The organism is Xanthomonas sp. D-36-1, from assembly GCF_017746155.1.
Classification (GTDB): Bacteria; Pseudomonadota; Gammaproteobacteria; order Xanthomonadales; family Xanthomonadaceae; genus Xanthomonas; species Xanthomonas cissicola.
Map to the genome: position 1 here is coordinate 32372 of NZ_JAGHWR010000073.1, position 6359 is coordinate 38730.

The 6359-nt window shown below is 67.6% G+C and carries 6 protein-coding genes; all 6 read left to right on the plus strand.

Annotated elements, in window-relative coordinates:
- Positions 1-308: 308 nt before the first annotated feature.
- Genes flhF through J7367_RS18140 form a run of 6 tightly spaced genes read left to right on the plus strand, consistent with a single transcriptional unit; the run spans position 309 to position 6337 of the window.
- On the plus strand, positions 309-2000 hold the full coding sequence (gene flhF / locus J7367_RS18115; RefSeq protein ID WP_057661820.1) for a flagellar biosynthesis protein FlhF: 1692 nt from the start codon (positions 309-311) through the stop codon (positions 1998-2000).
- Positions 1987-2871: a MinD/ParA family protein gene (locus J7367_RS18120; protein ID WP_005918202.1), complete on the plus strand. Its 885-nt coding sequence runs from the start codon at positions 1987-1989 to the stop codon at positions 2869-2871. The genes flhF and J7367_RS18120 overlap by 14 nt, the downstream gene beginning before the upstream one ends.
- Positions 2868-3635 (plus strand): RNA polymerase sigma factor FliA, encoded by a 768-nt coding sequence (locus tag J7367_RS18125; protein WP_005918198.1) that lies wholly within the window; start codon positions 2868-2870, stop codon positions 3633-3635. The genes J7367_RS18120 and J7367_RS18125 overlap by 4 nt, the downstream gene beginning before the upstream one ends.
- A 22-nt stretch (positions 3636-3657) precedes the next feature.
- Entirely contained in the window at positions 3658-4050 is a 393-nt protein-coding gene (cheY, locus tag J7367_RS18130; RefSeq protein ID WP_002813536.1) for a chemotaxis response regulator CheY, read from the plus strand.
- Complete coding sequence (locus tag J7367_RS18135) at positions 4050-4676, plus strand: protein phosphatase CheZ (RefSeq protein WP_022559105.1); 627 nt, start codon at positions 4050-4052, stop codon at positions 4674-4676. The genes cheY and J7367_RS18135 overlap by 1 nt, the downstream gene beginning before the upstream one ends.
- A gap of 2 nt (positions 4677-4678) precedes the next feature.
- Positions 4679-6337, plus strand: coding sequence for a chemotaxis protein CheA (locus J7367_RS18140; RefSeq protein WP_007970781.1), 1659 nt, complete (start codon positions 4679-4681; stop codon positions 6335-6337).
- The last annotated feature ends 22 nt before the right edge of the window (positions 6338-6359 follow it).

The following is a 6359-nucleotide window of genomic DNA, read 5'->3' on the forward strand; positions in this document are numbered from 1 at the left end:
CAGCGGCGTTGCACCAACCCCTACCCTCCTCCGCCTGCGGGGGAAGGTGCCCGAAGGGCGGATGGGGGCAACAGGGGCAGCCGCCGCACGCGCAACCATCCTGATCGAGCGCCAGAAATCCAGCACTGCGGTTTTGGCACACCGCATGCATTAGCTCTGGCGAGACCGCAGACAGCTCCACCGCTGCGGGGCGGATGGCAGGACTTGGAACACAAACGGGACAGGCAACTCATGACGCTGGCAACACACCCACATTCATCGCACACCCGTCCGGCGTCCGGCGGGTCCCGTTCCTGGAGGCACTTCGCATGAAAATCAAACGCTTTGTCGCCCCGGACATGCGCACCGCATTCCGCATGGTGCGTGAAGAGCACGGCCCGGACGCGGTGATCCTGTCCAACCGTCGCACCGCCGAAGGCATCGAGATCGTCGCTGCCAGCAATTACGACGAAGAGCTCGTGCAGCGCGCCCTGGAAACCGCGCGCTCCGACACCCCGGCCTCCGCACAGCACCAGCAGGCTCCCGCTCAGCAGGCGCCTGCCCCGCAAGCTCCGGCCAAGCCCGCTGCACCGGTGCACGCGCTGCTCAAGCCGTCTGCCGACGCCGAGGCCAGCCAGCGTCAGCGCGTCGCCAGCGCCGCCGACGACATGATCGCCGCCATGGCGCTGCGCCAGCCGGTCAGCGTGCCGCGCCAGGCGCCGGTCGCCGCTCCGGTGCGCACCGCCAGCATTCCTTCGCCCGCTGCCCAGGCACTCGCCCACGCGGTTGCCGTCACCGCCGCGCCGCGCCAGGAACACGCGCTGTCGGCCGTGCCGGAACAGTTGTTCGCCGACTTTTTGACGACTGCCCCGGTGCAGCGCCCGGCCGTCCCGGCCACGGGGGTGCAGGCACCCGCGCCGGTCGCTGCGGCACTGGTCACCGCGCCGGCCTTCGCTGCCGCAGGCCAGGACGACGACGCCTTCGCCGACGAAGCCGACTTCGATCTGGACGATGCCCTGCCGCAGATCCTGCCGCCGGCCGCGCTGCCGCCGATCGTGGTCGCCCCGCCGGCCCTGGCCGCCGTGCCGGTTGCCGCCACGCCCGCACCGCAGAACGACGAAGAACTCAAGCAGCTGCGCGGCGAACTGGCGCTGATGCGGCAGATGATCGAGCGCGAAATGAACCGCCTCACCGACGAGCGCCTGCGTGGCTCGCCGGTGCGCGCCCAGGCGCTGGAACTGATGGACGACTACGGTTTCGACGCCGGCCTGACCCGCGATATCGCCCTGCAGATCCCGGCCGATACCGAATTGCACCGTGGCCGCGGCCTGATGCTGGGCCTGCTGTCCAAGCGGCTGCCGGTGGCCCCGGTCGACCCGCTGGAACGTGGCGGCGTCATCGCCCTGGTCGGGCCGACCGGCGCCGGCAAGACCACCACCATCGCCAAGCTCGCCCAGCGCTTTGCCGCCCAGCACGCCCCGCGCGACGTGGCCCTGGTCACCACCGACACCCAGCGCGTGGGCGGCCGCGAGCAGCTGCACAGCTACGGCCGCCAGCTCGGCATCGCGGTGCACGAGGCCGACAGCGCCGAAAGCCTGCTGGACCTGCTGGAGCGCCTGCGCGACTACAAGCTGGTGCTCATCGACACCGCCGGCATGGGCCAGCGCGACCGTGCCCTGGCCGCCCAGCTGAACTGGCTGCGCACCGCCCAGCAGGTCACCTCGCTGCTGGTATTGCCTGCCAACGCCCATTTTTCCGACCTCGACGAGGTCGTACGCCGCTTCGCCCACGCCAAGCCCCAAGGCGTGGTGCTGACCAAACTCGACGAGACCGGCCGCTTCGGCAGCGCCTTGTCGGTGGTGGTCGACCACCAAATGCCCATCACCTGGGTGACTGACGGACAGCGGGTCCCCGACGACCTGCACCGCGCCAATGCCGCCAGTCTCGTTCTTCGCCTTGAAGATTTGCGGCGCGCTGCCGATAAGCCCTGTACTCCGGAGCACAACCATGCAGTCGCGTGAATACGCCAAGCTGACCAACGCCTTCCCCCTGTCGGCGACCCGTCCCGAGCCCTTGGGCCCGGTGCGCACCATTGCCGTGACCGGCGGCAAGGGTGGCGTGGGCAAGACCAACATCTCCGCCAACCTGGCCGTGGCGCTTGCCGACATGGGCAAACGCACCCTGCTGCTGGACGCCGACCTCGGCCTGGCCAACCTGGACGTGGTCTTGGGCCTGGCGCCCAAGTACACCCTGGCCGACCTGATCGCCGGCCGTTGCACGCTCGATGAAGTCATCATCGAAGGGCCCGGCGGCGTGCTGGTGGTGCCGGCCGCTTCCGGTCGCCGCCACATGGCCGAACTGGCCCCGGCCCAGCACATCGGCCTGGTCAACGTGTTCTCCGAACTGGAACGCGACCTGGACGTGATGGTCATCGACACCGCCGCCGGCATCACCGACAGCGTGCTGACCTTCTGCCAGGCCGCCCAGGACACCGTGGTGGTGGTCTGCGACGAGCCGGCCTCGATCACCGACGCCTACGCGCTGATCAAGGTGCTCTCGCGCGAACGCGGCGTGGACCGCCTGCAGATCATCGCCAACATGGTGCGCGACCCCAACGAAGGTCGCCTGCTCTACGACAAGCTCTCGCGCGTGTGCGAAAAATTCCTCGGCGATGTTTCGCTGAACTATCTCGGCCATGTGCCGCAGGACGACTGGTTGCGCCTGTCGGTGCAGCGCCAGCAACCGGTCATCAAGGCCTACCCCGCCAGTCCGTCGGCGCAGGCCATCGCAGAAATCGCACGCCGTACTTCGCGCTGGCAGGCCCCGACCGTGCCGCGCGGCAACGTCGAGTTCTTTGTCGAACGCATCATCCAACGGGGAGTGGCCGCATGAGCACCGCTACCGCAACCACGGCCAGCGCGCAGTACCGCGCCGTGCAGCGCAACAACGCCAACGACGTGGTGACCCAGCACGCCGACCTGGTCCGCCGCATCGCCCACCATCTGGCAGCGCGCCTGCCGGCCAGCGTGGAAGTGGACGACCTGATCCAGGCCGGCATGATCGGCCTGATCGAAGCCTCGCGCAGCTACGACTCCGAACAGGGCGCTTCGTTCGAAACCTATGCCTCGATCCGCATCCGCGGCTCGATGATCGACGAGATTCGCAGGGGCGACTGGGTGCCGCGTTCGGTGCACCGCCGTGCCCGCGATGCCGCCGCCGCCGTGCGCAAGATCGAACAGAACACCGGCCGCGCCGCCGCCGCCACCGAAGTGGCCGCCGCCATGGAAATGCCGCTGCCCGATTATCTGCGTCTGATGGAAGATGCCGCACGTGGCCAGGTGCTGAGCCTGGAATCGCGCATCGAAGATCACGGCGAGCTGGACACCACCGCCAAGGGTGGCCCCAATCCGCAGCAGATGATGGAGCGTGGCGAATTCGGCCGCGAGCTGGGCAAGGCCATCGGCCAGCTGCCCGAGCGCGAGCAGCTGGTGCTGTCGCTGTACTACGAACAGGAATTGAACCTGAAGGAAATCGGCGCCGTGCTCGGTGTCAGCGAATCGCGCGTGTGCCAGATCCACGGCCAGGCAGTGGTGCGTTTGCGGGGCCGCCTCAAAGTCTTCGAGCTGGCCGATGCCGGTGTCGAAATTGACGACTAATTTTTTGTGTTAGGAGCTTGATGTGAATAAGAACATGCGGATCCTGATCGTGGACGACTTCTCGACGATGCGACGTATCGTCAAGAATCTGTTGGGCGATCTCGGCTTCACCAATACCGCAGAGGCCGAAGACGGCAACAGCGCCCTGGCGGCGTTGCGTGCCGGCCCGTTCGATTTCGTGGTCACCGACTGGAACATGCCCGGCATGACCGGCATCGACCTGCTGCGCAACATCCGCGCCGATGCCAAGCTCAAGCACCTGCCGGTGATGATGGTGACCGCCGAAGCCAAGCGCGAGCAGATCATCGAAGCGGCCCAGTGCGGCGTGAACGGCTACATCATCAAGCCGTTTACCGCCCAGACGCTGGAAGAAAAGCTGGGCAAGGTGTTCGAACGTCTGGCGGCGACCGCCTGATGAACGCCACCGTGGAAACCGATGCCGAACGTGCCGCGTTGATCGAGCGCCTGCAAGGCGCGCTGGATGCGCTGGAAAGCGGTGACCAGGTCGCCTGGCGTCGCGAGGTGGATCATCTGGCCGCCCTGCGCACGCGCCCGATGATGCAGAGCCTGAGCCGGCTCGCCCGCGAACTCGGCCAGGCGCTGGGCGAACTGCCCACCGTGCCCGAAGAAGCCGGCGAGCTGGACGATGCCTGCTCGCGCCTGGACCACGTGGTGGAAATGACCGAAAAGGCCAGCCACCGCACGCTGGATCTGGTCGAAGAATGCCGCGAGCTGGCCAACCAGCTGCGCAGCGGCGGGCTCAATCAGGATCAGGGCGCGCTGCTGGAAAAGATGCGCCACAACCTGACCGAGCTGTCGCTGGCGCAGAGCTACCAGGACCTGAGCGGGCAGATCATCCGTCGCGTGGCCGGTATCGTGCGGCGCGTGCATGAAGGCTTCGGTGCGCTCGGCCTGCCGCCGAAGAACATCGAACCGAAGAAAGACGACGGCGGTCTTGCCGGTCCTGCTGTCAAGGGCCTGGACCGTCACGCGGTGTCGCAGGACGACGCCGACGACCTGCTGTCCGGATTGGGGCTGTAACCATGAGTGCTGTTCCAGACGATATTGCTGCCGATTTCATCGTCGAGGCCCAGGAAATCCTGGATCGCCTCGGCGAACAGCTGGTGTCGCTGGAACAGGCGCCAGAAGAAGCCGACCAGCTCAACGCGGTGTTCCGCGGCTTCCACACGCTCAAGGGCGGCGCCGGCTTTCTGGCGATAAAACCAATGGTGGAGCTGTGCCACGCCGCCGAAGAAACCCTGGGCATGGCGCGCTCGGGCCAGGCGGTGCTGCAGGCGCATCACTTCGATGCCGCGCAACAATCGCTGGATTATCTGCAGGCCATGCTGGATGCCATGGGCTCGGGCGAAGCCGTGCCGCACGCGCCGGCCACGTTGATCGCGCAGTTCGACGCCAAGAGCGCCCCGCCGGTGCTCAAGGCCGCGCCGCAGGCGGCCGCTGCCAAGCCGGTTGCTGCCGCACATGGCGACGATGCGCATGCGCCCGCCCCCAAGGCGGGCGGCAAGGGCGCGGCCAAGACCGGCGCAGAAGCCGAACAGACCGTGCGCGTGGACACCAAGCGCCTGGACGCCATCGTCAACCTGATCGGCGAACTGGTGCTCTCGCGCAATCGCTTGAAGACCTTGCGCACCCGCCTGCGCGACGAAGAACTGGACCGCGCAGTCAGCACGCTGGACATCGCCACCGCACGCCTGCAGACCGCGGTCATGCGCACCCGCATGCAACCGGTCAGCAAGGTGTTCGCCCGCTTCCCCAAGGTGGCCCGCGACGTCGCACGCACCTTGTCCAAGGAAGTGGAACTCGAGCTGATCGGCGCCGAAACGGAGCTGGACCGCAATCTGGTCGAAGCCCTGGCCGACCCGTTGGTGCACCTGGTGCGCAACGCCATCGACCACGGCATCGAATCGCCGGCCCTGCGCGAAGCCACCGGCAAACCGCGTAGCGGCCATGTGCGCCTGTCGGCGCAGCAGGAAGGCGACTACGTCAGCATCGAAATCCAGGACGACGGCGCCGGCATCGACCCGGAGCGCCTGCGCGAAATCGCCCGCAACAAGGGCCTGATCGACGCCGAAGCCGCCGCCCGCCTCAGCACCGACGAGTGCTTGCATCTGATCTTCATGCCGGGCTTCTCGACCAAGGTGGAAGTCACCGACATCTCCGGCCGTGGCGTCGGCATGGACGTGGTGCAGTCGCGTATCCGCGAACTCAGCGGCCAGATCCAGATCCAGTCCGAACTGGGCCGCGGCAGCCGCTTCATGATCCGCGTGCCGCTGACCCTGGCGATTCTGCCGACCCTGCTGGTGCAGGCCGGCGAAGCGGTCTATGCATTGCCGCTGGCGCGCGTGGTCGAAGTGCTGCACGCACCGCAGACCTCGCTGGGCTGGTTCGACGGCCGCGCCGTGCTCGACCGCCGCTCGCACACCCTGCCGCTGATCGACCTGCGCCGTTGGCTGGGCGTACCGGCCGAACAACCGCCGCTGCTGACCGTGGTGCTGCTGCAGGCTGGCGAAACCCGCTTCGGCCTGGTGGTGGACCAGGTCCGCGGCCGCGAGGAAGTGGTGATCAAGCCCCTGCCCCGCGCCCTGCGCGGCCTCCCCGGCTACGCCGGCGCCACCCTGATCGGCGACGGCCGCATGGCGCTGATCCTGGATGTGGATGGATTGCGCTCCAGCGATCATTGATTTTGGGGATTGGGGATTGGGG